General features: G+C 64.9%; 29 protein-coding genes. 13 read left to right on the top strand and 16 right to left on the bottom strand.

The features are described 5' to 3' along the window. Positions 1-101: 101 nt before the first annotated feature. Positions 102-1475 carry a glutamate--cysteine ligase gene (locus VQ045_RS12015; protein ID WP_327625418.1) on the bottom strand — a complete coding sequence of 458 codons (1374 nt, stop codon included), beginning with the start codon at positions 1473-1475 and terminating at the stop codon, positions 102-104. A 310-nt stretch (positions 1476-1785) separates the two neighbouring features. Here VQ045_RS12015 and VQ045_RS12010 point away from each other — a divergent pair, with 310 nt between their 5' ends. Both VQ045_RS12010 and VQ045_RS12005 read left to right on the top strand, forming a co-directional pair. After that, a complete protein-coding gene (locus VQ045_RS12010; protein WP_327647194.1) occupies positions 1786-2181 on the top strand; it encodes a type II toxin-antitoxin system RelE/ParE family toxin in 396 nt (131 codons plus the stop codon). Continuing rightward, positions 2150-2476 (top strand): helix-turn-helix domain-containing protein, encoded by a 327-nt coding sequence (locus VQ045_RS12005; RefSeq protein ID WP_327647193.1) that lies wholly within the window; start codon positions 2150-2152, stop codon positions 2474-2476. The genes VQ045_RS12010 and VQ045_RS12005 overlap by 32 nt, the downstream gene beginning before the upstream one ends. Before the next feature lie 61 nt (positions 2477-2537). On the opposite strand, the gene VQ045_RS12000 is transcribed toward VQ045_RS12005, so the two are convergent. Both VQ045_RS12000 and VQ045_RS11995 read right to left on the bottom strand, forming a co-directional pair. Next, on the bottom strand, positions 2538-3284 hold the full coding sequence (locus tag VQ045_RS12000; protein ID WP_327647191.1) for a 16S rRNA (uracil(1498)-N(3))-methyltransferase: 747 nt from the start codon (positions 3282-3284) through the stop codon (positions 2538-2540). A gap of 17 nt (positions 3285-3301) precedes the next feature. Further along, positions 3302-3934 carry a LysE family translocator gene (locus VQ045_RS11995; protein ID WP_327647189.1) on the bottom strand — a complete coding sequence of 211 codons (633 nt, stop codon included), beginning with the start codon at positions 3932-3934 and terminating at the stop codon, positions 3302-3304. 218 nt (positions 3935-4152) lie between these two features. Between VQ045_RS11995 and VQ045_RS11990 the strand changes: the two genes are divergently transcribed. Next, complete coding sequence (locus tag VQ045_RS11990; RefSeq protein ID WP_327625413.1) at positions 4153-4734, top strand: Uma2 family endonuclease; 582 nt, start codon at positions 4153-4155, stop codon at positions 4732-4734. 49 nt (positions 4735-4783) lie between these two features. Here the strand turns inward: VQ045_RS11990 and VQ045_RS11985 are convergent, their stop codons facing one another. From VQ045_RS11985 to VQ045_RS11975, 3 genes are all read right to left on the bottom strand, one after another. After that, a complete protein-coding gene (locus VQ045_RS11985; protein ID WP_331830266.1) occupies positions 4784-5458 on the bottom strand; it encodes a LutC/YkgG family protein in 675 nt (224 codons plus the stop codon). Next, the gene (locus VQ045_RS11980) at positions 5455-6888 is read right to left on the bottom strand and encodes a LutB/LldF family L-lactate oxidation iron-sulfur protein (protein ID WP_327647185.1); all 1434 of its coding nucleotides are present in this window, start codon (positions 6886-6888) and stop codon (positions 5455-5457) included. Before VQ045_RS11980 ends, VQ045_RS11985 begins: the two co-directional genes overlap by 4 nt. A 107-nt stretch (positions 6889-6995) precedes the next feature. After that, positions 6996-7796 (bottom strand): (Fe-S)-binding protein, encoded by an 801-nt coding sequence (locus tag VQ045_RS11975; RefSeq protein WP_331830265.1) that lies wholly within the window; start codon positions 7794-7796, stop codon positions 6996-6998. A 182-nt stretch (positions 7797-7978) separates the two neighbouring features. Between VQ045_RS11975 and VQ045_RS11970 the strand changes: the two genes are divergently transcribed. The 5 genes from VQ045_RS11970 (at position 7979) to glcF (ending at position 14031) form a co-directional block, all read left to right on the top strand. Then, a complete protein-coding gene (locus VQ045_RS11970; protein ID WP_331830264.1) occupies positions 7979-9277 on the top strand; it encodes a DUF3422 family protein in 1299 nt (432 codons plus the stop codon). 83 nt (positions 9278-9360) lie between these two features. Further along, positions 9361-10854, top strand: coding sequence for an FAD-linked oxidase C-terminal domain-containing protein (locus VQ045_RS11965; protein WP_331830263.1), 1494 nt, complete (start codon positions 9361-9363; stop codon positions 10852-10854). A 2-nt stretch (positions 10855-10856) separates the two neighbouring features. Further along, positions 10857-11447, top strand: coding sequence for a Uma2 family endonuclease (locus VQ045_RS11960; protein WP_331830262.1), 591 nt, complete (start codon positions 10857-10859; stop codon positions 11445-11447). After that, positions 11444-12685 (top strand): glycolate oxidase subunit GlcE, encoded by a 1242-nt coding sequence (gene glcE, locus VQ045_RS11955; protein WP_331830261.1) that lies wholly within the window; start codon positions 11444-11446, stop codon positions 12683-12685. Before VQ045_RS11960 ends, glcE begins: the two co-directional genes overlap by 4 nt. A gap of 2 nt (positions 12686-12687) precedes the next feature. Further along, entirely contained in the window at positions 12688-14031 is a 1344-nt protein-coding gene (glcF, locus tag VQ045_RS11950) for a glycolate oxidase subunit GlcF (RefSeq protein ID WP_331830260.1), read from the top strand. 77 nt (positions 14032-14108) lie between these two features. On the opposite strand, the gene VQ045_RS11945 is transcribed toward glcF, so the two are convergent. Together VQ045_RS11945 and VQ045_RS11940 are read right to left on the bottom strand one after the other, a co-directional pair. Next, on the bottom strand, positions 14109-14831 hold the full coding sequence (locus VQ045_RS11945; protein WP_327647172.1) for a L,D-transpeptidase: 723 nt from the start codon (positions 14829-14831) through the stop codon (positions 14109-14111). Between the two features lie 126 nt (positions 14832-14957). After that, entirely contained in the window at positions 14958-15776 is an 819-nt protein-coding gene (locus VQ045_RS11940; RefSeq protein WP_331830259.1) for a L,D-transpeptidase, read from the bottom strand. A 212-nt stretch (positions 15777-15988) separates the two neighbouring features. Between VQ045_RS11940 and VQ045_RS11935 the strand changes: the two genes are divergently transcribed. Continuing rightward, positions 15989-16666: a DNA-3-methyladenine glycosylase I gene (locus VQ045_RS11935; protein ID WP_331830291.1), complete on the top strand. Its 678-nt coding sequence runs from the start codon at positions 15989-15991 to the stop codon at positions 16664-16666. A 5-nt stretch (positions 16667-16671) separates the two neighbouring features. Here VQ045_RS11935 and VQ045_RS11930 read toward each other — a convergent pair whose 3' ends face one another. From VQ045_RS11930 to VQ045_RS11910, 5 genes are all read right to left on the bottom strand, one after another. After that, entirely contained in the window at positions 16672-17043 is a 372-nt protein-coding gene (locus VQ045_RS11930) for a DUF2019 domain-containing protein (protein WP_331830258.1), read from the bottom strand. An 83-nt stretch (positions 17044-17126) separates the two neighbouring features. Next, a complete protein-coding gene (locus VQ045_RS11925) occupies positions 17127-17501 on the bottom strand; it encodes a DUF2019 domain-containing protein (RefSeq protein WP_331830257.1) in 375 nt (124 codons plus the stop codon). A 36-nt stretch (positions 17502-17537) separates the two neighbouring features. Further along, positions 17538-17909 carry a DUF2019 domain-containing protein gene (locus VQ045_RS11920; protein WP_331830256.1) on the bottom strand — a complete coding sequence of 124 codons (372 nt, stop codon included), beginning with the start codon at positions 17907-17909 and terminating at the stop codon, positions 17538-17540. 5 nt (positions 17910-17914) lie between these two features. Then, positions 17915-18286 carry a DUF2019 domain-containing protein gene (locus VQ045_RS11915; protein ID WP_331830255.1) on the bottom strand — a complete coding sequence of 124 codons (372 nt, stop codon included), beginning with the start codon at positions 18284-18286 and terminating at the stop codon, positions 17915-17917. A gap of 4 nt (positions 18287-18290) precedes the next feature. Then, a complete protein-coding gene (locus tag VQ045_RS11910; RefSeq protein ID WP_331830254.1) occupies positions 18291-18674 on the bottom strand; it encodes a DUF2019 domain-containing protein in 384 nt (127 codons plus the stop codon). 568 nt (positions 18675-19242) lie between these two features. Between VQ045_RS11910 and VQ045_RS11905 the strand changes: the two genes are divergently transcribed. The 4 genes from VQ045_RS11905 to VQ045_RS11890 all read left to right on the top strand — a co-directional run bounded on the left by VQ045_RS11905 (position 19243) and on the right by VQ045_RS11890 (position 24169). Next, complete coding sequence (locus VQ045_RS11905; protein WP_331830253.1) at positions 19243-20907, top strand: histidine--tRNA ligase; 1665 nt, start codon at positions 19243-19245, stop codon at positions 20905-20907. A gap of 4 nt (positions 20908-20911) precedes the next feature. Further along, on the top strand, positions 20912-22054 hold the full coding sequence (locus tag VQ045_RS11900) for an ATP phosphoribosyltransferase regulatory subunit (RefSeq protein ID WP_331830252.1): 1143 nt from the start codon (positions 20912-20914) through the stop codon (positions 22052-22054). After that, positions 22051-22743 (top strand): ATP phosphoribosyltransferase, encoded by a 693-nt coding sequence (gene hisG, locus VQ045_RS11895; RefSeq protein ID WP_331830251.1) that lies wholly within the window; start codon positions 22051-22053, stop codon positions 22741-22743. Before VQ045_RS11900 ends, hisG begins: the two co-directional genes overlap by 4 nt. Positions 22744-22852: 109 nt before the next feature. Then, entirely contained in the window at positions 22853-24169 is a 1317-nt protein-coding gene (locus tag VQ045_RS11890) for an NAD(P)H-dependent oxidoreductase (protein ID WP_331830250.1), read from the top strand. A gap of 29 nt (positions 24170-24198) precedes the next feature. On the opposite strand, the gene VQ045_RS11885 is transcribed toward VQ045_RS11890, so the two are convergent. The 3 genes from VQ045_RS11885 to VQ045_RS11875 form a co-directional block, all read right to left on the bottom strand. Next, a complete protein-coding gene (locus VQ045_RS11885; RefSeq protein WP_331830249.1) occupies positions 24199-24576 on the bottom strand; it encodes a hypothetical protein in 378 nt (125 codons plus the stop codon). 109 nt (positions 24577-24685) lie between these two features. Next, positions 24686-24904, bottom strand: a complete 219-nt coding sequence (locus VQ045_RS11880; RefSeq protein ID WP_331830248.1) for a hypothetical protein — start codon at positions 24902-24904, stop codon at positions 24686-24688. After that, a complete protein-coding gene (locus VQ045_RS11875) occupies positions 24897-25277 on the bottom strand; it encodes a hypothetical protein (RefSeq protein WP_331830247.1) in 381 nt (126 codons plus the stop codon). The genes VQ045_RS11880 and VQ045_RS11875 overlap by 8 nt, the downstream gene beginning before the upstream one ends. Positions 25278-25586 lie beyond the last annotated feature (309 nt).

The raw sequence follows: 25586 nt of genomic DNA, 5'->3' as shown, positions 1-25586 counted from the left end.
CTCCCTGTCAAAGCGGAGCAACCGGTTCTTCTCCCATCAGCGGCAAAACGTCGCGCGAACGGGACCCGGCGGCGTCTCGTGCGACCGCGGCCGCCGACGGCTCAGTAGCTGAGGTGCTTGAAGACACGTTCCATCGAACGGTCCCATTGCTCTTCGTAAAGCCGGATCAGCTCTTCCCCCGACGTTGTGCCACGGGCGGCCACTTCCTCGAGCGGCGCGAGAAAATGGCTCTCGTCGTTGCCTTCCTCGTTCAGGCAACGCCGGGCGACGAGGCCCTGACGCGACAGTTTCAGCGTCTCGCGGGCGAGATCGAGCACCGTGCCGTCCCTGAACGGTGTGCGGAAGCCGCTCCTTGGGACCTCTGCGCGCATGGCCGACACTTCTTCAAAGCTCCAGTCGCGCGTCAGCGCCTCGACCGCGGCGAGCGTCGCTTCGTCATAGAGCAGGCCGACCCAATAGGCGGGCAGGGCGCAGATCCGCCGCCACGGGCCGCCGTCGGCGCCGCGCATTTCGATGAAGCGCTTCAGGCGGACGTCCGGAAACAGCGTCGACAGATGGTTGACCCAATCGCCCATCTGCGGCTCGGGGTCGCTGACCCGGCCCTTGAGGGCGCCGTCCATGAATTGCCGGAAGGTGACGTCGGTCGCGTCGGTGTAGCGGCCGTCGCGGGTGACGAAATACATCGGCACGTCGAGCGCCCACTCGGCATAATCCCGGTAGGTGAAATCGTCCTTGAAGACGAAGGGCAGGAGGCCGGAGCGCTGGTTGTCGACGTCGGACCACACCTCCGAGCGCCAGGAACACAGGCCATTGGGCTTGCCCTCGGTGAAGGGCGAATGGGCGAACAGCGCGGAGGCGACCGGCTGCAGCCGCATGCCGATCTGCATCTTGCGGCGCATGTCGGCTTCCGACGCGAAGTCGAGATTGACCTGGATCGTCGCCGTGCGGAACATCATGTCGAGGCCGCGCGTGCCGACCTTCGGCATGTAGCGTCGCATGATCTCGTAGCGCGATTTCGGCATGATCGGGGTTTCATCGATCGTCCATGTCGGCGAGGAACCGATGCCGAGAAAGCCGATGCCGAGATCCTTGGCGACCGCGCGGACCTGGGCCAGGTGCCCGTTGGATTCCTGACAGGTCGCGTGGATGGTCTCCAGCGGCGCGCCGGACAGCTCGAACTGTCCGCCGGGCTCCAGCGAGATCGCGCCCTGGCCATCGCTGCCGTAGAGGCCGATGATGCGGCCGTCATCGACGATCGCTTCCCAGCCGGACAGCGCCTGCATCTTCTCCAGAAGCTTTCCGATGCCGCGCTCGCCCTCGTAAGGCACCGGCGAGAGGTCGTCGATATAATAGCCGAACTTTTCGTGCTCGGTGCCGATCCGGAAGAGCGACGCCGGTTTTTCGCCGCCTTTCAGATAGGCGGTCAAATCCTCGACCGAGGTGACCGGCGTCAGATCGGTCGTGTCGCGCGCCATGCAGGAGCCCTCTAAAATCTTCGCCTGGAGTCGCCCGCACGGACGAGTTCATCGTTCAGGTGGGGACGTGCCCAGTTTTTCGCCCGATCGCAACATAATTCGGGTTGACGGTGCGGCCAGTGCTTGCGGTTCCGGCACCGAGTTAGACCTGGGTTCGGAAATTGCGATTGAAATATAGGACTAAGTGATATAGATTTCGGGGTGCGGTTAGCGCTGGTTGGGCAGTCGACCAAATGGCCCATTTTGAATGGTCGCCTTGGAATCGGATAGAACGCTATGTTTTTGATCACGAGTTCATCGCGAGGCTACAATGCGGGTTTTCAAGACGAAGACATTTAACCGCGGTGCCCGGAAGGCGGGGGTGGCAGACGCCGAGTTGGGGAAATCGGTGGCCCGCATCTTGGCGGGAAAGATCGATGCCGATCTTGGAGCGCACCTCGTCAAGCAAAGAGTTTCACAGGGCGAAGGAGGCCGGACGGGAGGCCACCGCGCCATCATCGTTCACAAGTATGGGGACCGTATCGTTTTCGTTCACCTGTTTGCAAAGAGCGCGAGAGCGAACCTTACCGGCGAGGAATTGGAGACCTATCGGGACCTTGCCAAGATCATTGCCGATCTCGCCCCCGAGCAAGTCGAACGCCTGCTCGAAACCAAGGAATGGATAGAGATTGACCATGGAAAAGAGCAAGCGGGCTTATCGGAGTGATGCGCTTCGCTCCGCTCACGAGGCTGTCACCGGACTTTACAAGGTCGGCGCCGTCGATCGAAAAACCAAGAGGCGCTTTGACGCCGCCTGTCTGACGACAGTCGAGGAACTCGCGGCTGACGACATCCGAGGGATTCGAGAGACCGCGCAGATGAGCCAGGCGGTTTTTGCGCAGGTGCTGAATGTCAGCAAATCCGTGGTCAGCAAATGGGAACAGGGGGAAAAGAGGCCTGGTGGTCCTTCCCTGAAGCTGCTCTCGCTGGCTCAGAAGAAGGGCATTGAAGCTATCCTCTGAGGAATGAGGCGGACCTGTGCGTCGCCATCTGTGGCTCAATGGCGGCCAGCTCCAGATGGCATCATCCCTCACGCCAGTCGCCGATGCTCGCCTGCAGCACGGCCAGAGCGGCGACCGCCGCTGTGTCGGCGCGCAGGATTCGCGGCCCGAGCGAGATCGTGGTGACGAATTCGGCGGTCTGGAGCGTTGCGCGCTCCTTCGCCGAAAAGCCGCCCTCGGGGCCGATGAGCAGCGCCAGCGGCCCCTGTGGTATCGCCCGCAGCGTATCGATCGGGCTCTCGGCCTCCTCGCGCTCGTCGCAGAAGACCAGACTCCGGGCGTGGTCCCAACCGGCGATCATGTCGGTGAACTTCACCGGCTCGCGGCATTCGGGGATCGACAGGATGCCGCATTGTTCCGCTGCCTCGACGGCATTCGCTCGCATCCGCTCGATATTGAGCCGCGAGGCCTGCACATGCTGCGTCATTACCGGCTGTAACACGCCAGCGCCCATCTCGACGGCCTTCTGCACCGTGTAGTCGAGGCGGGCGTGCTTCAGCGGCGCGAACAGATAATGCAGACCCGCCGGCGGCGTCTGGTCGCGCACCCGTTCGCGCGGCAAAAGTTCGAGCTTCTTCTTGGACGGCTTGGTGAGATCGCAGCGCCATTCGCCGTCGCGGCTGTTGAAGGCAAGCACCGTATCGCCTTCGCCGAGGCGCATGACATTGTGGAGATAGTTCGCCTGCACCGGCGTTGCGGGCACGGCCTGCCCTTCGGACAAATCGCTCTCAACAAACAGCCGCGGGCTCCGGAAGTCATGACTCGGCATCTGCGGACGGACCTTTCTCAAGCCGGCCGGGGCGCGAAGGCGGAGAGAACGCCCGCGCCGATGAGGCAGGCGGCGCCGGTGCGCGTCGCCGACCGTAGAACGCGCGGTCGCCGGATGAAGCCGCGGGCCGTCGTTGCCAGCAGCGCGTAGAGATACGCGTTCACAATGCCAAGCAGCACGAATATGCCGATGAAGACCATTGCCTGCGCCGCATAGGGCTTCGCCGGGTCGATGAACTGCGGCACGAAGGCGACGAAGAACACGATGCCCTTGGGGTTGAACAGGGTGACCAGGAAGGCGTCGCGAAAGACGAGGCGTCGGCGCGTCTCGACGATAGTCGCCGCTTCGGCGGTAAAGCTCACCGGGGAGCGCCACATCCTGATGCCGATAGTGATCAGATAGGCCGCGCCCAGCCATTTCAGCGCGGCGAAGGCGCCGGCCGAGGTGGCGAGCAGCGCCCCGACGCCGGCCAGCGACAGGCTGGCCGCGATCAGATCGCCGAGTCCGACGCCGGCGACGCTGGCGAGCGCCGTGCGCCGGCCATGGGCAAGCGCTTGGCCGACGACCATGACGATGGTCGGGCCGGGAATGACCACAAGGATCGCCGAGGCGAGGACGAAGGCGGCGAGGACGGTGGGATCGACGGGCATGGCCAGAAACTCCGGGGAATGGATTTCCGCGCCACAAATCCTGCTTTCGGGGCCTTTGTCCAGAGGTGGACTCCGGCCCAAGACGGTCGTGCGATTTGGCGGGGCCGACCGACATCGCTGTGCGATGCGGGCAGGACGCCTTGCCCGTTCTATGGCGGCAAGCTTGTTTCGTGATACATTTCCCGCCTAGATCGACGATCCCGGGAGACATCGAGACGATGAGCCAGGCGGCAGCGCGTCACTGGTCGGTGGAGGAATTTCTCGCCTGGCAGTTGGGCCGGCCTGGGCGTTTCGAGCTCGTCGGCGGATTTCCGGTCGAAATGATGACGGGGGCCACGATCCGGCATGATGACATTGTTCTGAATATCTTGGCGGAACTCCGGCAGAGGCAGCGTGGAAAACCGTGCCGACCTTTTACGGCCGACCTGTGCGTCGAGACCCTGCCGGGCCAAATACGCCGCCCCGACGCCGGCGTCGATTGCGGTCCTCGTGATCCCGACGGGCTCATTGCCAGTGACCCGGTCTTGGTTGTCGAAGTGTTTTCGCCGACGACGCGGGATTTCGACACGGCCGGCAAGCTCGCCGAATACAAGACTGTCGCCTCGCTCCGCACCATCCTCTATGTCGAGCCGAACCGGCCGGAGGTGTTCGTTTTCGAGCGGAACGAAGGCGGCGAATGGATCGAGAGCCGTCTCGCCGGTATGGACACGGCCGCGCCGGTCCCGGCGCTCGGCATCGAACTGCCGCTGGCGGAGATTTTCGACGGCGTCGAATTTCCGACAGGACCCTATCTCGCCTGAGGGAATGTCGGCCGGAAATCGCTTCGATTGATCGCCTGCCGCCCCTCCATCACCCCACCACGATGATGTGCAGCGCCCGCGGGCCATGCGCGCCGAGCAGCAGCGTTTGCTCGATGTCGCCGGAGCGCGACGGGCCGGTGACGAAGTTCAGCGAGCGCGGCATCTCGCCCTTGCCGTAACGCTGCCTGACCGCGGGAAAGGTCGCCTCCATGTCGCCGGCGATGTCCTCGGCCTTGACGACGACGATGTGGTTCTCGGGCAGGAAGTTGAGGCTGGTCGGGTTCTCCGCGCCGGAGACGAGCACCAGCGTGCCGGTCTCGGCGATGCCGCTTTCGGCATGGGAGAGGGCGTTAAGGTCGTTGCCGTCCGATGCGCCGCGTCGCAGGGTCAGCGCGGTGGCGCCGAAATCGGCGCCGGCGAGGCGCGGATCCTCGGCGAGACGTAGATCTGCGGGAAAATTGTTGTCGCGCAGCCAGCGCGAGACTTCGGCGGGCAGATCGCCATAGCTGGCGATCCGCGCCGTCGTGGCGTCAGCCTTCTCGGCCATCTTGACGAACAGCGACACCTGATCCGCATGCGGCAACTGCCCGCGCTGCGGCACGATGCCTTTCGGCGCGCCGGCAAGCCGCTCCTCGACGATGCGTTGGCGCTCCGGGTCGCCGGGCCGGGCGCCGTTGGACCGGCGGATGCGGCCGAGCACCGCGTCGCGTGTCGAGCCGCTCATCGGTTTGCCTCCGTTCCGCCCGTTCGTTGCGCGTATTCCTGCATGAAGGTGCGGCCCTCCGGAGCAGGAAGGTCGCGCCATTTGGTCCAGCCGCCGGCCAGCGGCAGCGACGTAAAGCGGCGCTTTTTGCCGCCGAGGGCTTTGAGCATCGGCATCGCGACGGAGACGGCGGCGCGGTATAGCTTCGGCCGCCGCGCCAAAAACGCCCAGGCGCCAAGGCCGGCGCGCTGAGTGGTCGGCTGCAGATGGCTCTCGAATTCCTTCTCGCGCCAGTGCCGCATCATCTTCGGCAGCGGAATCCGCATCGGGCAGACGCTCTCGCAGCGGCCGCAGAAGGTCGAGGCATTTGGCAGATGCCCGGCCTTGTCGACGCCGATCAGCGACGGGGTGAGCACGGCGCCCATCGGGCCGGGATAGACCCAGCCATAGGAGTGGCCGCCGACGGCGTGATAGACCGGGCAGTGGTTCATGCAGGCGCCGCAGCGAATGCAGCGTAGCATCTCCTCGAACTCGGTGCCGAGCATGTTGGAGCGGCCGTTGTCGAGCAGGATGACGTGGTATTCCTCCGGCCCGTCCGGGTCTTCCGCCCGCTTCGGCCCGGTCGACAAGGTGGTGTAGACGCTCATGTCTTGGCCGGTGGCGGAGCGGGCGAGAACGCGCAGAATCTGGGCGGTGTCTTCCAGCGTCGGCACCAGCTTCTCGATCGAGGCGAGCACCACGTGGCATTTGCCCAGAAGCTGGGTGAGGTCGCCATTGCCCTCGTTGGTGACGATCACCGAGGAACCGGTTTCGGCGATCAGGAAGTTCGCGCCGGTGACGCCGACGTCGGCCTCGCCGTATTTCTGGCGCAGGATCTGCCGGGCTTCGCCGAGCAGCGTCTCCGGCGCGGTCAGGTCGCGTTTCGGGTCGAGATCGACATGGACGCGGCGGAAATCCGCCTCGACCTGGTCGCGGTTGACGTGGACGGCGGGCGCGATGATGTGGCTCGGATGCTCGCCGCGGAGCTGGATGATGTATTCGCCGAGGTCGGTCTCGACCGGGGTGATGCCATTGGCCTCGAGGAACTCGTTGAGCCCGATCTCCTCGGAGATCATCGTCTTGCCCTTGGTGACGGTCTTCGCCTTTCGCCGCTTGGCGATGTCGAGGAAGATCCGCCGGGCGTGCTCGGAATCCTCGGCGAAATGCACGATGCCGCCGGATGCCTCGACCTTCGCCACATAGGCCTCGATGTAGAGATCGAGGTGCTTCAGCGTGTGATTCTTGATCTCGCGCGCCTTGTCGCGCAACGCGTCGAATTCGGGCAACGCATCGACGGCCTTCTGCCGCTTGGCGATGAAGCCGCGCTCGACATTGCCGAGCGCGCGCTGCAGCTCGACGTCAGCGAGCGCCTTGACGGAATTGGCCTTGAAGGTCTGGGAGGTGATTTGCATCGGTTACTCGGGCATCCAGTCGTGATCGCGCGATTGCTCGATCGTATAGGGACATTCGGCGGGGAACTTGGAAAGGGGCAAGAAGGTCTCGCCGTTGACGATCCGTGTCATAGCCTGCCGCCGATCGGCGGCGTGTCGGTCATGCCGGCCAGCACCTCGGCGACATGGCGTACTTCCACGGCGATGCCTTCGCGCTTCAGTTTGCCGTCCATGTTCATCAGGCAGCCGAGATCGCCGGCCAGCAGCATGTCGGCGCCGCTGGCGGCGACATGTTTGGCCTTCTTGGTGACGATGGCGTTGGAGATATCGGGATATTTCACGCAGAAGGTCCCGCCGAAGCCGCAGCAGACCTCGGCTTCCTTCAGTTCGGTCAGTTCGAGCCCATCGATCGATTCGAGCAGCTTTCGCGGCTGCGCCTTGACACCGAGTTCGCGCAGGCCCGAACAGGAATCGTGATAGGTTGCCGTGCCCGCGACCTTGGCTTCGACGGCGGTGACACCACGGACATCGGCAAGGAAGCTGACGAGTTCGTGGACCTTGTCGGAAAACGCCGCCGCCCGCGCCTCCCATTCGGCGTCGCCGGTGAAGAGTTCGGGATAATGCTTCTTCAGCATCGCCGAACAGGAGCCGGACGGCGCCACGACATAGTCGAAGCCCTCGAACGTGGCGATGACCTGCTCGGCAATGGCGCGCGTATCGGCCCGGTCGCCGGAATTATAAGCGGGCTGGCCGCAGCAGGTCTGTGCCGTCGGCACGCTCACCAGGCAGCCGGAATCCTCGATCAGCTTGATCGCCGCGAAGCCGACGCTCGGCCGGAACAAATCGACGAGGCAGGTGACGAAGAGCGCCACCTCGGGCGTGGTGGACCTCGCTTCGTTTTGATCGGTTGTATGGTCGATGTCGGCCATGCCCTCTCCCAGATGATTTCCTGCGGCACATATGCCGCCCGCCAAGCTCCCGGCGCCCAGGCGCCCATTCCGCTCCTTTTGGGCTCGTTTTGTCTGCGCTGCAATATCTTCCCGCGCTCGGCGGCTTCCGTTCATCTCTCGTTTCGGCTAGCACGCTCGCGACACGAAAGGCGCAAGGGATGATGGCCAAAACGACATTCAAGCAAAGCGCCTTCGAGACGTTCGAGCCTGATCCGCGCCGCGCGGCGGTACTCGGTGAACTGCACGCGCGCCCGTTCCCGCTGATCGAGACGCCCGGCGCGCTGATCGTTCTGGCTTTCATGATGGAAGATCAAGGCGAACGCGACATCGCGATCCTCTCCGAAATGTCGACGCGCCGAGGCGTGGCGCCGCCCGCCTCCGGTGCCCGAACCCACTCCTTCGACTTCGGCAAGGGCCGGCTGCGTTGGGAGCGTCACACCGAGTTTTCGACCTATTCCTGGGAAGGGCCGCCGCCCGCGCGCTTCGGCGACCCGTTCGAGGGGCATCCTTTCGGCGCCGAGTTTCGCGCGCCCGGTCCCTTCATCGCCGGCGTCCGCCTGGAAATCCGGCCCCATGACGAGGCCGGCGAGGCCTCGCTGACCGGCTTCGACAAGGCGAGCTTTTGCTATTCCATCATGGATGGCGGGCTGGCCCATGCCGCGACCGACTTTCGTCAGGACGGCGATGGACTGACCCGCATCCTGGTGCTCGACGACGGCCTGCCGCCCGCACGCGCCGGGGCGCTCGCCATGCGGCTGGTCGAAATCGAGATCTACCGCACTTTAGCGCTGCTCGGCCTGCCGCTGGCGCAATCCATCGGCCCGGTGGTCACGCAGCTGGAGGCGCGGCTCGCCGGCATTACCGAGGAGATGCGGGAGGGCGGCGAGGACAGCCGCTCGCTGCTTCAGGAAATCACTCTCGCCGCGGCCGAGGTCGAAGCGTCGTCAGCCTCGGTTCTCTACCGATTCGGGGCGAGCCGGGCCTATGACGAAATCGTCCGCGAAAGGCTCAACGCCTTGGTGGAACAGCCGATCCCGGGTCAGGAAAGCTGGTCGGCGTTTCTCAAACGACGCATGGCGCCGGCGATGCGCACCTGCCGGTCCATCGAGGAGCGCCAGGCGACGCTGTCGAAAAAGCTGGCGCGGGCAGCCAATCTCCTGCGCACCCGCATCGACGTCGAGCTGGAGCACCAGAATCGCGATCTCCTGCGCTCGATGGACAACCGCGCGCAGCTGCAGCTGCGCCTGCAACAGACGGTCGAGGGCCTGTCGGTCGCGGCGATCGGCTATTACGTGGTCGGCCTCTTCGCCTATGTCGCCAAGGGTCTGGAATACGAAGGTTTCCCGATCGCCCAGCCGGTGTTGATCGCCGCCTTCGTGCCGGTCGCGCTACTCGGCGTCTGGCTGGTCGTGCGCCGCATCCGCAAGCGGCATATGAACCGTTCCGCCGCCGACCATTGAGAATGATGGACAGAAGGGCGGTCGCGGTGGACGAAGCGCCGCCGCGGGCTTACCTTCGGGCCGCAGTTTAGGGAGTTCCGTCCATGTCGGTCATGATGCCGAAGCCGAGCCAGGCGATCCTCGATCGCCGCGCCGCGATCGTTACGTCGCTCAGGGCGATCGTGCCCGGCGAAGGCGTCGTCGATGCAGCGAACGAGATGCGCGTCTTCGAAAGCGACGGCTTGACCGCCTATCGCCAGATGCCGCTGGTCGTGGTGCTGCCGGAGACGGTCGCCCAGGTCGCCAGGGTTCTGAAATATTGTCACGCCGAGGAAATCCCAGTGGTGCCGCGCGGCTCCGGCACGTCACTGTCCGGCGGCGCGCTGCCGCTCGAGGACGGCGTCCTGCTGGTCCTGTCGAAGTTCAACCGTATCCTCGAGATCGACTACGACAATCGCTGCGCGGTGGTGCAGCCGGGCGTGACCAATCTCGGCATCACCAAGGCCGTCGAGGGCCAGGGCTTTTACTACGCGCCCGATCCGTCCTCGCAGATCGCCTGTTCGATCGGTGGCAACGTCGCGGAGAACTCCGGCGGCGTCCACTGCCTCAAATACGGGCTGACGGCTAACAACGTGATCGGGGTGGAACTGGTCACTATCGAGGGCGAGGTGATGCGCCTCGGCGGCAAGCATCTCGACTCCGAAGGCTACGATCTGCTCGGCCTGATGACCGGCTCGGAAGGCCTGCTCGGCGTCGTCACCGAGGTGACCGTGCGCATCCTGCAAAGCCCGGAGACGGCGCGTGCCGTGCTGCTGGGCTTCCCGACCTCCGAACAGGCCGGCGAATGCGTTGCCGCGATCATCGCCAAGGGCATCATCCCCGGCGGCATGGAGATGATGGACCGCCTCGCCATCAATGCGGCGGAAGACTTCGTTCATGCCGGCTACCCGCGCGATGTCGAGGCGCTCTTGATCGTCGAGCTCGACGGTCCCGCCGCCGAGGTCGACCATCTGCTTGTCGAGGTCGAGGCGATCGCCAAGGCCAATGGTGCGGTCACCGCCAAGGTCTCGCAGTCGGAAGAAGAACGCACGGCCTTCTGGGCCGGGCGCAAGGCGGCCTTCCCGGCGGTCGGGCGGATTTCGCCGGATTATTACTGCATGGACGGCACCATCCCCCGCAAGCAGCTGCCGAGGGTGCTCGCCGGCATGAAGGCGCTGTCGGAAAAATACGATCTGCGTGTCGCCAACGTCTTCCACGCCGGCGACGGTAACCTCCATCCGCTAATCCTCTACGACGCCAACAAGGAGGGCGAACTGCACCGGGCCGAGGAATTCGGCAACGACATCTTGCGGCTCTGTGTGGAAGTCGGCGGCGTCTTGACCGGTGAGCATGGGGTCGGGGTCGAAAAGCGCGATCTGATGCCGGAGATGTTCTCCGAGGACGATCTGAAGCACCAGCAGCGGGTCAAATGCGCCTTCGACAACAAGCACCTGCTCAACCCGGGCAAGATGTTCCCCGTTCTTCACCGCTGCGCCGAACTCGGCCGCATGCATGTTCACAAGGGGCAGGTCGCTTTCCCCGACCTGCCGAGGTTCTGATCATGGGCGCGATCGAAATGCTGCCGTCGCTGAAAGACGACCCGCCGATGGACGAGGCGCGCTTCCTCAGATTTCTGGAGGCACGTTCGGAGGACGAACGATGGGAGTTGATCGATGGGGAGCCGATCCAGATGATGCATCCGCCGAGTTTGAAGCATCAACGAATTGGATCGAATCTGGAACGGCTTCTTAACGACGCGCTCGACGCGTCGCGACACGATCTCGACGCCATGCGGGAAATCGGCCTGTCGGTTCCGGCCCATCCGGGCTTCCGTCCTCAGGTCGATGTCGCTGTCGTTGATCGCATTCCGACAGGTGTGTATTTCGCCGAAAGGTTTTACTTGGCCGGAGAGGTTCTGTCGGACACCAACACCCGCGATTACATCAGCACCAAACGCCTTCGCTATGCCGATCACCCTGACTGCCTGCACGTCCTGATCCTCTCGCAGACCGACATGGCCGTCGAAGTCTGGTCGCGGTCCGACGAGTGGCGGGGCCGCGTCTTCCGTTCGGGCGACGATCGCATTGAACTGCCTGAATTCGGCTTCTCCTGCGCCCTTCGTGATCTTTACGCGCGGACGGATCTGGCATGACCGTTATTCCTTCCCGTAAGGCAAGCGAGGTCGCTCAAGCGACGCTCCGCCCTGAAACGCCCGGCGATCTTCGTGACATCGTCGCCGCGGCGGTTTCGCAGGAAGCGCCGCTCGTCGTCGAGGGCTCCGGCTCCAAGCGCGGCCTCGGCCGTCCCGTGCAGGCGGCGCGCACGCTGTCGCTGGCCAGGATGACCGGCGTCACCTTGTACGAGCCCGAGGAACTGGTGCTGTCGGCCAGGGCCGGCACGCCGCTGGCCGAGATCGAGCGCCTGCTCGACGACAACAACCAGCGCCTCGAATTCGAGCCGATGGACTACGGCCCGCTGCACGGGTTGGAGCCGGGGCAGGGGACGATCGGCGGCGTCATTGCCTGCAATCTTGCCGGTCCCCGCCGCCTGAAACAGGGCGCGGCGCGGGACCACATCCTTGGCGTTCACGCGGTCTCCGGTCGCGCCGAAATGTTCAAGTCCGGCGGCCGGGTGGTCAAGAACGTCACCGGCTACGACCTGTCCAAGGGGCTCACCGGCTCCTATGGCACGCTCGCCGTGCTGACCGACGTGACGATCAAGGTGCTGCCGAAAACCGAAACCGAGACGACGCTGGTGCTGCGCGGTCTCGACGACGACGCGGCGGCCGGAGCGATGGCGGCGGCGATGGGCTCCTCCGCCGAGGCATCGGGGGCCGCGCATCTGCCGGCCTATGTGGCGGGGCGCGTCGCGGACGGGGCGCTCGGCAAGGACGCGGCGACGCTGATCCGGCTCGAGGGCTTCGGCCCTTCGGTCAAGGCGCGCGCCGCCTATCTCGGCGCGGCGCTCGCCAAGGTGGCGCCGTTGGAGACGCTCGAGGCCGAGGCATCCCGCGCGGTCTGGCGCGACGTCCGGGACGTGCGGCCCTTCGTCGACGGCACGACCAAGCCGGTCTGGCGCCTGTCGGTCATGCCGACGCGCGGCCATGAGATCGTCATGAGCCTACGGGTGCAAACTGGCATCGACGCCTATTACGACTGGCAGGGCGGTCTCGTCTGGATGCGCTTGGAGGGCGAGCCCGCAGCGGCGCTGGTGCGCGAGACAATCGCCCGCTTTGGTGGCGGTCACGCGACGCTGGTGCGCGCATCCGACAGCGTCAGGACCGCGACAGAGGTGTTCCAGCCGCAGCCCGGTCCGCTCGCCGCGCTGTCGCGCCGGCTGAAGGAGCAGTTCGACCCGATGGGCGTGCTCAATCCGGGCAAGATGGGATAACCATGCAAACCACCTTCACACCCGCCCAGCTCGACAATCCCGACGTCGCGCATTCCGAACAGATCATTCGCAAATGCGTGCATTGCGGCTTCTGCACCGCGACCTGCCCGACCTATGTCACGCTCGGCAACGAGCTCGATAGCCCGCGCGGCCGCATCTACCTGATCAAGGAGATGCTGGAGAACGACCGGCCGGCGGACGCAAAGACCGTCACCCATATCGACCGGTGCCTGTCCTGCCTTGCCTGCATGACCACCTGCCCGGCCGATGTGAACTACATGCACCTCGTTGATCACGCCCGCGTCCATATCGCCAAGACCTATCGCCGGCCGTTCATGGACCGGATGATCCGCCGCGTCCTGGCGATGACGCTGCCCTATCCGGCCCGCTTCCGCGCCAGCCTGACGATGGCGCGGCTCGGCCGCCCGCTCGCGCCGCTCTTTGCCGCGATCAAGCCGCTGAAACCCTTCGCCGCGATGCTCAGGCTCGCGCCGTCCAGCGTGCCGGCGAAAGCGGCGATCAACGATCCGGCGGTCCACATCGCCGAGGGAGCACGCCAAAAACGCGTCGCGCTTCTCACCGGCTGCGCTCAGTCGGTGCTCGACCCGAAGATCAACGAGGCGACGGTGCGGCTGCTCAACCGGCTCGGCGTCGAGGTCGTGGTGCCGAAGGGGGAGGGCTGTTGCGGCGCCCTCGTCCATCACATGGGCCAGGAGGACGAAGCGCTCGGCTTCGCCCGTCGCAATGTCGATGTCTGGACGCGCACCGCGGAGGAAGACGGGCTCGACGCGGTGCTGATCACGGCGTCCGGTTGCGGCACGACGATCAAGGATTACGGCCACATGCTCCGGCTCGACCCCGCCTATGCCGAAAAGGCCGCGAAGGTCTCGGCGCTGGCCAAGGACGTCACCGAGTTTTTGTCGGACCTCGCATTGCCGCTGCCGGTGAACGTGACCGACCTCGTCGTCGCCTACCACTCGGCCTGCTCGATGCAGCATGGCCAGAAGATCACCATGGCGCCGAAGGTGCTGCTCGCCCAAGCCGGTTTCACGGTTCGCGATGTCCCGGAAGGGCACCTGTGCTGTGGCTCGGCCGGCACGTACAACATCCTGCAGCCGGAGATCGCCGCCACGTTGCGCGACCGCAAGGTGAAGAACATCGAGAGTCTCGCACCGCAAGCGATCGCCACCGGCAATATCGGTTGCATGACGCAGATCGGCTCGGCGACGGCGATCCCGATCCTGCACACGGTCGAGTTGCTGGACTGGGCGTTCGGCGGCGAGAAACCGGCCAGCCTTGCCGGCGTCGAGCCACGCGTCGAGCCCGCTCTGCAGGCCGCTGAATAAGAAACGTTGTCGCCGAACGCGAAACGGCCCGCCGTCGCCGGCGGGCCGAGATATATGGTTCGGATCGGATGCGGCGATCAGCCGCCGAACAGCGCCGAGAGGACGTCGGTCTTGACCGCGCCGCGCTCGGCATAAACGCCCTTCGATCCCTCGCCGCGAGGGCCGATGACGACCACCTTCGAGCCGCTCGGCACCCGGCTGTAGAGGTGCTCGACGTCTTCGTTCATCATCCGGATGCAGCCCGACGACATGTTCTGGCCGATGGTCCAGGGCTGGTTGGTGCCATGGATGCGGAACAGCGAATCGCGACCGCCGCGATAAAGATACAGAGCCCGCGCGCCGAGCGGATTGGCCGGGCCGCCCTTCATGTAGGCAGGCAGGATGCGCCCCTTCTTGCGCTCACGCGCGATCATCGTGGCGGGCGGTGTCCAGCCCGGCCATTCCGCCTTACGGCCAACGCTCATGCGGCCGGACCAGCCGAAGCCTTCCTTGCCGACGCCGACGCCGTAGCGGGTCGCCATGCCGTTGCCCTCGACGAAATACAGATACTTCTTGCTCGAATCGACGATCACCGTGCCGGGCTTTTCCTTGGTTTCGATGCGCACTTGCGTCCGCTCGAACTTGGCCGCCGGGCGGCGCTGGGAAAGTCGCCGGCCCTGGGGCGTGGCAGCGCTTGCCGTCACCCAGGAGTTGGTGGCGTAATCGTAGCGCCGGGTTTCCTGTGCGCCGGCCTCGACGGTCAGCACCAGCGCCAAGGCCGCTCCCAGGCCGGCTGCCGCCCATTGCGTCCATTTGTTCATTGCTTGCGTTCCCTCTTCCAGCGCGGATGCCGCGTCCCAAGCGGATCCCTGCCGCTACGTTATGTTATTCGGTGCTGTTTCGGAAAGAGCGCTACACGGATCCGTGCCTGCGCGCCGGCCGTCCGGTCAGCGGACGATGACCTTGGTGCCGACCTTTACCTTGCTGTAGAGCTCCACTACGTCCTGGTTGCGCATGCGGATGCAGCCGGAGGAGACGGCCTTGCCGATCGTCCAGGGCTGGTTGGTGCCGTGGATGCGGTAAAGCGTCGAGCCGAGATAGAGCGCGCGGGCGCCGAGCGGATTGGCCTCGCCGCCTTCCATGCGCGCCGGCAGGATGCGGCCCTTCTTGCGTTCGCGGGCGATCATTTCCTTCGGCGGCGTCCAACTCGGCCATTCGGCCCTGCGGCTGATCTTTTCGGTGCCGCGCCAGCTAAAGCCCTGCTTGCCGACGCCGACGCCGTAGCGGCGGGCCTTGCCGTTCTTGCCGACGTGATAGAGAAATTTCGATTTTGTATCGATGACGATCGTGCCGGGCGCCTCCTTGCCGCCATAGGCGACGTCCTGCGGCAAATACACGGGGTCGAGCGCGCGCTGCGGCGCCACGGGTCGACCTTGGGCGTGCGCTAGAACCACGCCCTGCGGAGCGGCGACCGCCCCCGGCGCGGCGTAGACGGTAGGTATCCGCACCGGCTGTTCGATCAGCACCGGCGTCGTCGCAAGAATGACGCCGGAGCGGGCGACGTCCGGGCGTCGCACGGCGGCGCCATAATAGCCCGGTACGACGCCGCTGCCCGGCGTTAGCTGCAACACCCGCTCGGCGCTGAGATGCGGCGGCAGCGGCACGGCGGCCAGATCGTGATAGCTGTCATGGGCCAGGGTGGTCGAAGGGGCCGCCAACGCCCCCACCAAGGCCGCGAGAATCAAGCAGGCTTTCGTTCGCTTCATGGGACTCGTTCCGTTGATCGGTCGCGGGGCACGAGGCCCCTTGATGCCCAGACTGGCGGGAAAGAACGAGAAAACCGTAAATTCGCGGACGGATCGAATGCGGACGCTCAGCAAGATCGCGGTAGGGTTAATGCTTCCTTATCGCCGTAGGTTGGCAGGAGCGCACAAGAGCGTACTTGCCCCCCACAATGAGGGCTGCGATGACTGCCCCGATGAACGCCACCGTTTCGCAGCCGTCCGCCCTCGACGCACCCGTTCCCGCCGGCCTGATCCGCGGCGAGGATGGCCTCTTGCGCTGCGCCTGGCACGGCGGCGACCCGGCCTATCGCGCCTATCACGACCGCGAATGGGGCCGCCTCTCGGCCGACGACGACCGGCTTTACGAAAAGCTTTGCCTGGAAGGGTTTCAGGCGGGGCTCTCCTGGCTGACCATCCTCAGAAAGCGCGATGCCTTTCGCGAAGTCTTCCAGGGCTTTTCCATCGACCGGGTCGCGGCGATGACCGAGACCGACATCGAGCGCCTCGTTCTCGATGCCCGCATCATCCGGCATCGCGGCAAGATCGTCTCGGCGATCAACAACGCTCGCCGCGCGCGCGACATCCGCGCCGAGCACGGCTCGCTCGCCGCCTTCCTGTGGGCGCATGAACCCGGTTCCGACGAACGGCCGGAGGTCCTGACCGGCGCCTGGCTTGCCGCCAACCCGGTAACGCCGGCCTCGACGTGTCTGTCCAAGGCTCTGAAGAAGGCCGGATTCAGCTTCGTCGGTCCGACCACCGTCTATGCCTTCATGCAGTCGATGGGCTTCGTCAACGACCATGTCGAGGGGTGTTGCGTGCGTGTGGCCTGTGAGGCCGAGCGCGCGGCATTCGCGCGGCCGGTGCGAACGTAGGATCGCTACTGCGGGATGAAGGTTCCGTCGTCCAAAGCGGCCAATCGCATGCCAGCCTCCAGCTCATAGGGTCCGACCCTCCAGCTCGCGATCTCCTCGATCTTGCTGCGCGCCTCCGCCGGAAACAATGCCAGCGTCGCGGTCGCCGCGTTCAGCTGCACCTGAATGTTCGGATGGTTGAAATAGCGGCTGAGCTGGCGCCGCTGGTCGCCGGCGCGCGCCTTCAATTCGTTCTCCACGGCAAATCGCCGCCGCACCAGCCGGTTGATCGTCGTTTGGGCGGCTCGCAACTCCGCCTCGTCCTCCGCCAACCCCAATTCGGCAAAATAGGCGACGAGATCGTCGACGCTCGCGGTCGTCAGATTGATCGGTCTCACGGCTTGAGAATCCCTTCGTTCCTGAGCCTGGCTAGGCCGATCTGCAAATCGCGTCTGTCAGTTCCCGCTGCGTACGGCGAGCCTCACTTGGGAACGAACCGTCCCTCGTCGAGCATCTGAATCGCCATCCCCGCATCGAGAGCCTGGGGGCCGGACTCCCATGCCGCGACGGCTTCCAGCGTCTCGCGCGCCAGGAGCGGTGCCACAATGAGTGTCGCATGGGCCGCGTTCAAACGGATTTGCGCGTTGGAATGTTCGAGAAGCGGAACCAGCGCCCGTCGCTGATCGCCTTCGCGGCGTTTCAGTTCTTTCTCATACGCGAACTGGCGACGCGCCAGCCGATTGAACGTGCTGGTGTCGTCCGCTTCTATCGCCTTGTCCTGGGCAAGGCCGATCGCGATGTACTTTCGGACGATCTCGTCGACCGTGAGTTCGGTAAGTTGGGGGACGATCGCCATTTCAGAACCTTCGCATTTCGTAGCGCCGGCATCGCCTTATGTCGGCAAGTAGGTTCCCCGCTCCAATGCATTGAGCAGACCGATCGCATCGGCGGCTTGCGGATATTCGCGCCGGGCATGGATCAGTCGAAGCGTCTCTCGCGCCTCGTCCGGTAATGCGGCCAGCGTCGAGAGAGCCGCGTTCATACGGACCTGGACGTTCCTGTGATTGAACAAGGGCAGCAAGGCTCGCCGTTGGTCGCCTTGGCGTGACCGTAGCTCCGCTTCCAAGGCAAGATAGTCATCGACCAGCTTGTTGTAGCGCCGGTGATTGTCGTCATCGATGGCTTTCGATTGGGCGAGGCTGACGGCGACGAACGCCGCGACGAGCTCCGGAACCGTTTGATCGTCGGGCCGAATGGTTGCCATGAGCCTCACTCCGGCTTGTAGATACCCCTGTCCATAGCATAGAGCGCCATGCCGGCATGGCCTGCCTGCGGAAAGTGCCGCGAGTCTGCGATCTCCTCGATCATCCGGCGTGCGGCCTGCGGAGCCACCGGTCGCGTAGCCTGAGCCGCGTTGAGACGGACTTGCCAATTAGGGTGCCCATAGAGCGCAAGCAGCGCGCGGCGCTGGTCGCCTTCGCGGCGTTTCAGTTCGTCCTCAACCGCCTGCGCCTCATCGTAGAGCCGGTTGAACTGACCGACGAAATTATCCAGCAGGGCCCTGTCCTGCGCCACTCCGATTTCGGAGTAGTGGGCGACCAACTGTTCGATCGTCATATCGCCGCTTTTCGCTCGTGTCATGGCTTCAGTGCTTCCGCTTGGCCGCATCTTTCCGCCCGCCGCGAAGCCACATGCCGGCGTCGGCTGCTTGTGGGAAACGTTGGGAGGCTCTGATTTCCTCTAACAACGCGGCGGCAGCTACGGGGGCGACTGAGCGGCATGCACGAGCGGCTTGTAGTCGCACCTGGATGTTCTGATGATCGAACAGCCCCTTCAGCGCCCGTCTTTGATCGCCTGCGCGGCTCTCAAGTTCCGTCTCGATCGCCATCATGATGGGAAATGTCGCGTTGTAGCGGCGAGAATCCTCGACCTCGTTTGCATCGAACTGCCGCAGACACAAAGCGACGTAGGCTGCCAAAAGCTCATCAACTGCCATCCCGCCGAGATTCTTTTCTGACACTAGCGTCACGGTTTCAGAACTCCTTGTTCAACAAGCGCCTCTAGGCCGACTTCGTCAGAGCCATAGTGTCTGTTGCCACGGTGGATAGGAAGGCCGCGACACCAAACACGGTCGTCATCCCGGCCTTGAGCCGGGACCCATTCCAGGCCGTGCGAGCCGCCAATCCGGTGACGGACGAGAGGGAATAAACGTCGCGGCATGGATCCCGGCTCAAGGCCGGGATGACGAGGTTTGGATGCCGGCGCCCTCATCGTCGAGGGTGAAGGATGGGTGGGTGTTGGGCGACTTGTCCGCCATCGCGGCGGCGGTTGGTCTGGTGACACCCCGCTCTTGCCTTTTCTGCGGTTTAGACCTCGCTGCGCTCGCCCTAAGCCCGCGAAAAGGCTTTCTCTCCCACAAGGGGCGAGAAGGCGCCGATCTCGGCGACGTCCAGCCATCCGATGTCACCCAGCCATGCCCGATGGCGCCCCCACCCAAACCCGTCGCCTTGCCGAAATTTGCCGCACGGGTTACGGGAACGCCCGCAACTGTCGGCGCCCCGCGCGCCCATCGAACCCATCCGGATCGCTGCGTCATCATGGCTGAAAAGAAGAAGAAACCGACGAGGGTCCAGGCGCGGGTGCCGCGCGGCTTTGTCGATCGGACCGCCGACGATCTGCGCGCCGAGGCGGACATGCTCGCCACCATTCGGCGCGTCTACGAGACGTATGGTTTTGAGCCGGTCGAGACCCCGCTATTCGAATACACCGACGCGCTCGGCAAATTCCTGCCCGACGCCGACCGGCCGAATGCCGGCGTGTTCTCGCTGCAGGACGACGATGAGCAGTGGCTGAGCCTGCGCTACGACCTCACCGCGCCGCTCGCCCGCCATGTCGCGGAACATTACGAGACCCTGCCGAAACCCTATCGCAGCTACCGGGCGGGGCATGTCTTCCGCAACGAGAAGCCGGGGCCGGGGCGGTTTCGCCAGTTCATGCAGTTCGACGCCGACATCGTCGGCGCGCCGAACGTCTCGGCCGACGCCGAAATGGCGATGATGATGGCCGACACGATGGAGGCGCTGGGGATTCCGCGCGGCCAGTATGTGATCCGGGTAAACAACCGCAAGGTGCTCGACGGCGTCCTGGAGGCGATCGGCCTCGGCGGCGCGGAGAACGCCGGGAGGCGGCTGACTGTGCTGCGGGCGATCGACAAACTCGACAAGTTCGGCATCGAAGGCGTGCGGCTGTTGCTGGGTGAGGGCCGTTGGGACGGAGGCAAAGAGGGCGAGGGCGATTTCACGCCGGGGGCGGAGCTCAACGCTAGGTCAATAGGCTGGGTATTGAAAACAATCTCAGATTTCAAATTCGATACTAAAAGGCTGGTTCCTGGCAATCCAGCCGACACACGGATCGTCACCGGTGAGGATGGCGTTGAATGGGAATTCGGTACTTTCAAAGAAGATGGCTATGACGTGAATGCCGCCATCGCTCGGAGATTTGGCGATCGTGTCGATTTCCGACAAATTGGCGCGGACGGTGCAAAAGAATTGGAAGATATGGCGAAGTTATTCGATGCGGCTGGCTACGGCCCCGACCGAATCCGCATCGACCCCTCAGTCGTCCGTGGTCTCGAATACTACACCGGCCCGGTTTTCGAGGCCGAGCTCCTGTTCGACGTCGTCAACGACAAGGGCCAGAAAGTCCAGTTCGGCTCGGTCGGCGGCGGCGGGCGCTATGACGGCCTCGTCTCGCGCTTCATGAGCCAGCCGGTGCCGGCGACCGGCTTTTCCATCGGCGTCTCGCGATTGCAGACGGCGCTGAAGAATCTCGGCCGCCTCGATGTGTCGGAACGACCCGGCCCGGTGGTGGTCACGGTGATGGATCGCGACCGCATGGCCGATTATCAGGCTATGGCGACGAAGCTGCGCGACGCGCTCAACGGCGATCCGTCAAAGCCGCCGGTGCCGGTCGAGGTCTTTCAGGGCAACCCGAAACAGTTCGGCAAGCAGCTGCAATATGCCGACCGCCGCAACGCGCCCGTCGTGATCATCCAGGGCGGCGACGAGAAGGCGGCCGGAAAGGTCCAGATCAAGGATCTGATCGAGGGCAAGCGCATCGCCGAAACCATCGAGGACAATGCCGAATGGCGCGAGGCCCGCGCCGGCCAGGAGATGGTGGACGAAGGTGAGATGATCGAAGCCGTACGCCGCATCCTCGCCCGCCATGCCGAGGATCGCGCGTCCGGCGCTTCCGGAGCCTGAGCCAGTGAGCGACACCGCGCCCGCTCCGTTCCAGACCGCGCTCGGCGCCCTGTTCGAGGCACGCGGGGCGCGCCGCGTCCATGCGCCGATCATCCAGCCGGCCGACCCCTATCTCGACACCGCCGGCGAGGCGCTGCGCCGCCGCATTTTTCTCACCCGCGGCGAGGCCGGCGAGCATCTGTGCCTGCGCCCCGATTTCACCATTCCCGTCTGCCTCGGCCATGTCGGCGCGGGCGAGGCGCTGCCGCGCCGCTATTCCTATCTCGGCCTCGTCTTCCGCCAGCGCCCCAGCGGGCCGGGTGAGTTCTTCCAGGCCGGCATCGAGGATCTCGGCGAGGCCAACCGCGCCACCGCCGACGCAAGGGCGCTGGCCGATGCGCTGGCGGGGCTTGCCGCCTGCGGCATCGATCCGGCCGACCTCGACATCGTGCTCGGCGATCAGGGTCTGTTCGAGGCGTTCTTGAAGGCGCTCGGCCTGCCCGAGGGCTGGCAGCGCCGGCTGGTGCGCACTTTCGGCCATGACGGGCTGCTCGACGCGGCGCTCAACGCGCTGGCAACCGGCGGTGCCGGCACGCTGGAGCGGCTCAATCCGGAGCTTGCCGATCTCGCCCGCCGCCGCGAGGAGGGCGCGCTGACCCGGACGATCCGCACGCGTATGGAGGAGGCGGGACTGCCGCCCCATGCCGGCCGCTCGCCCGGCGAGGTCGCGGTGCGGCTGATCGAAAAGCTCGCTGTCGCCGAGGCGCGGCTCGACGACGCGCCGCTGAACCTTTTGCGGCAGTTCCTTGCGATCGACTGCCCGCTCGGGGAGGCCGGCGACCGGCTGCGCGGTCTGGCGGAATCGGCCGATCTCGATCTCGGCCGCGCGGCGCTGTTCTTCGAGACCCGCAATCTGGCGCTGCGCGCCGCCGGCGTCGATCTGGCCTCGGTGCGCTATCGCGCCGCCTTCGGCCGGCCGATCGACTATTATACCGGGCTGGTCTTCGAGGCGCGGCAAAAGGGTTCCGACGAGACGCTGGCCGGCGGCGGGCGCTACGACCGTCTGCTGACGATGCTGGGTGCCGCTGCGCCGATCCCGGCCGTGGGCTTCGCGCTCTGGCTCGACCGCATTGGCGCCGCGACCGGCCAGGCGGGAGAAAAGTCATGACCGTATCGCTGGCGATCCCGTCCAAGGGGCGGTTGAACGAAAAGGCGATCGCGGCGCTGGCGGCGGCCGGGATCAGTGTCGCGACGGCGGAGAACGCCCGCAGCTACCGCACCGTGGTCAGCGGCGCGCCGGGCCTCGAGGTGCTGCTGTTGTCGGCCTCGGAAATCGCGCGGGAGCTGCGCGACGGGGCGATCGATTTCGGCATCACCGGCGAGGATCTGGTCCGGGAGACGATCGCGGAGCCCGACGCCGCCGTCGAGATCATCGCGCGGCTCGGTTTCGGCCATGCCGACGTGGTCGTCGCCGTCCCCGATGCCTGGGTCGATGTCGAGACGATGGAGGATCTGAGCGACGTCGCCGGCTCCTACCGCGCCCGGCATGGGCGGCGCTTGCGGATCGCCACCAAATACTGGCGGCTGACACAGAGCTTCTTCACCCGCCTGCATGGCATCCAGAGCTATCGGATCGTCGAGAGCCTGGGTGCTACCGAAGGTGCGCCGGCGGCAGGTTCGGCCGACATCATCGTCGACATCACCTCGACCGGATCGACGCTGACCGCCAACCATCTGAAGATCCTTACCGACGGCGTGATCCTGAAGTCGGAAGCCTGTCTGGTGCGCTCGAAGACGGTCGAGCGGGATTGCGAGGACGCGGCGCTGGCGGCGGAACTGGCGGCGCGGTTCGGCTAGGGCACGCCCCGTTGCCTGAAACGTAAGCTCCGCGTACCGTCCGGCCGGTGAGGACAGGCGCTTCGTTCGATGGAGGTCGAGACGCGCCGGGAGGAGAGGAGCCGACCGCTTGAATCTGCAACATCTGCTTCGCCGCCGCCATGAGGATGGCCGGCCGGTTACGGTCGCGCTGATCGGCGCCGGCAAATTCGGCTCGATGTTCCTGTCGCAGGTGCCGACAATTCCGGGCCTCGAGATCGCGGTCATCGCCGACCTCGACACCGACAGGGCGCGCCAGACCTGCCGAAACGTCGGCTGGGATGAGGCGCGGATCGGCGAAACGCGCTTCGTCGATTCCGGTGTCGATGCCTGTTCGGCCGAGGGGGTCGAGGTGGTGATCGAGGCGACGGGGATGCCGGAGGCCGGCGTTACCCATGCGCTGGCATGTATCGCCGCGGGCAAGCATCTGGTCATGGTCAATGTCGAGACGGACGTTCTCTGCGGTCCGCTTCTGGCCCGGCGCGCCCGCGAGGCCGGTGTGGTCTATTCGATGGCCTATGGCGACCAACCGGCGCTGGTCGCCGAGATGGTCGACTGGGGGCGCTCGGCCGGCTTCACCATCGCGGCGGCGGGCAAGGGTACGAAATATCTGCCAGCCTATCACCAGGTGACGCCCGACGACGTCTGGACCCATTACGGCCTGTCGCCGGAGGAGGCGGCCGCGGCCGGCATGAACCCGCAGATGTTCAACTCCTTTCTCGACGGCACCAAGTCGGCGATCGAGATGGCCGCCATCGCCAATGCCTGCGACCTGTCGGTGCCTGATGACGGGCTGACATTTCCGCCCTGCGGCGTCGACGATCTCGCCCACATCCTTCGCCCCCGGGACGTTGGCGGGCAACTCGACCGCGACGGCATGGTCGAGGTCGTCTCCTCGCTGGAGCGGGACGGCCGTCCCGTCTACCGGGATCTGCGTTGGGGCGTCTATGTCGTCCTGAAAGCGCCGAATGACTACGCCGCCGCCTGTTTCAAGCAATATGGGCTGCCGACCGACGCCACCGGCCGCTACGCGTCGATGTACAAGCCGTTTCACTTGATCGGGTTGGAACTGTCGATCTCGGTGCTCAACGCGGCGCTGCGCGGCGAGGCGACCGGCGTGTCGGAAACCTGGCGCGGCGACGCGGTGGCGATCGCCAAGCGAGAGCTTCGCGTGGGCGAGGTTCTCGACGGGGAAGGTGGCTACACGGTCTATGGCAAGGCCATACCGGCGGCCCGGAGCTTCGCTAACGGCGCGCTGCCGATCGGCCTCGCCCATCGCGTGACGCTGACCCGGCCGGTCAGCGCCGGCTCGCCGGTGACCTACGCCGACGTCGCGGCGCCCACCGGCTCCAGGGCCTATGATCTGCGCCGCGAGATGGAGCAGGCATTCGTGCCGGAGAGTGCGTAAGGCGGCCGGGTCACGCGGGGGAGGGGCTCTCAGGAGGCCGCTCCGATCCCGATGATAATGCGGTCCGGCTCGATGGGCCGATTGACCCAGATTCGGACTTTGCTCGACACTGTGCCCGTTGTCAGTCTCAGCAGCGAGGGATGCTCGACCGTCGAGATACGTACACCACGATTGGGTGTTTTCAGGAAGCCGGTGAACGCTGGCGGCAGCTTCAGATCGAGTTCCGTCGATGGCGCCAGCGTCAACGTCGTCTTGCCGTCGACAAAGGCGAGACATCCGATCGAGATGCAGGATGGGGTCGACAGGATCAGGCGATCCGGGACGAATTCCGGTCCCGTTCCGTCATCCTCTATGTCCGACAGAAAGAAGAGGGAGTTTGGAGGAGCGAGTTGAATGGAATCCGTCAATTCCGACCTCCTTCCTGCGGTGCCGATATCGTTCCCGTTCGCTATTTCTGTCTGAGGCTGACGCCGATCGACACGAATTCGGAGCATTTATGTCCGTCTGTCCAAATCGTCAGTCGGGTTCGGACTGCCGGACATCGGATGGGTCGCCAATTTCGACGATCGTATCCGCGTCGCAGCCGGGGCTGCAACTGACCGCGACGCATGTCGGCGTAATCCAATGCCGCCCAATTCCATCGATCTCGGGAAGATCATAATTCCCGTCATCGTGGATAAAGATAAGAGAATTTTGGATGGGATGACGGGCGGTCCAGTGAATGATCTCAGTCATGTCGATGCACGCCGACGATAATGATTGAGGAAAGCGACGTTCCGTCCGTCCAGATCTGAACGCGCGTCGACGATGTCCCTGTCGTGACGACCGCAAGGTCATGGTCGTAGACAGATTCGACGGTCACGGATTTCGACGGCGTCTCAATCCGCCCATCGAAGGTTTCGTGCTCGGTTCGCGGAACGTCGGCGGCATCGCCGACGATGATCCGTGTGGCTCCGTCGATGTCCGGCAGGCACCCTACCGCGACGCAGGTCTTGCTCGTCCACAGATGTCCGATGCCGTCGATCCCCGGCACATCCCAGTCCCCGGTGTTCCGGACGTAGATGAGGGCGTTGTGGATCGGCAGGCGAATGTCCGCGAGGGGGCTCATATCTATAGGCTGTCATGAGAAGCGCGGGATCTCATCTGAAACCTCGCTAAGTCCCGAACTTGTCCAATGAAAGTTCTGGCCACTTCCTTGGCGTCGTGGCGGCCAAGTCCTTCCTTTCGCGCACGCTTGAATATGGCATCGAAGTAGAGCTTGTCCCAAAGCGTGCGGATTCCTGTGTCCGGCACTTCGATCAGCATCTTATACCAACGGGAGCGAAGGCCGACTCTTCGGGGATTCCCAAGCTGACAGAATTCTGAATCACTGTGACAAACGGAGGTTTGTCATGGCAGCACCGGTTCCCCTTCACAC

The sequence above is a fragment of the Aurantimonas sp. E1-2-R+4 genome, assembly GCF_036549515.1.
Lineage (GTDB): Bacteria > Pseudomonadota > Alphaproteobacteria > Rhizobiales > Rhizobiaceae > Aurantimonas > Aurantimonas coralicida_A.
This window is presented reverse-complemented; position numbering and strand designations above follow the sequence as displayed.